The organism is Pseudomonas hunanensis, from assembly GCF_013393325.1.
GTDB lineage: Bacteria > Pseudomonadota > Gammaproteobacteria > Pseudomonadales > Pseudomonadaceae > Aquipseudomonas > Aquipseudomonas putida_P.
The window spans coordinates 1-290 of sequence record NZ_QJRC01000020.1; the positions used below are offsets into that span (position 1 = coordinate 1).

At 44.8% G+C, this 290-nt stretch carries 1 rRNA gene; it reads left to right on the top strand.

Annotated features, from left to right (window positions below):
• Nucleotides 1-77: ribosomal RNA gene (locus tag DM807_RS00210) — 16S ribosomal RNA — on the top strand; the annotation flags it as partial.
• Nucleotides 78-290 lie beyond the last annotated feature (213 nt).

Genomic DNA, 290 nt, shown 5'->3' on the forward strand with positions numbered 1-290 from the left:
CCACGGTGTGATTCATGACTGGGGTGAAGTCGTAACAAGGTAGCCGTAGGGGAACCTGCGGCTGGATCACCTCCTTAATCGACGACATCAGCCTGCTGATGAGCTCCCACACGAATTGCTTGATTCATTTGCTGATCAGAACTCAGAAATGAGCATTCCCTGCGAATGTTGATTTCTGACTTTTGTCAGATCGTTCTTTAAAAATTCGGATATGTGATAGAAATAGACTGATGGCCAGTTTCACTGCTGGTTAATCAGGCTAAGGTAAAATTTGTGAGTTCTGCTCGAAA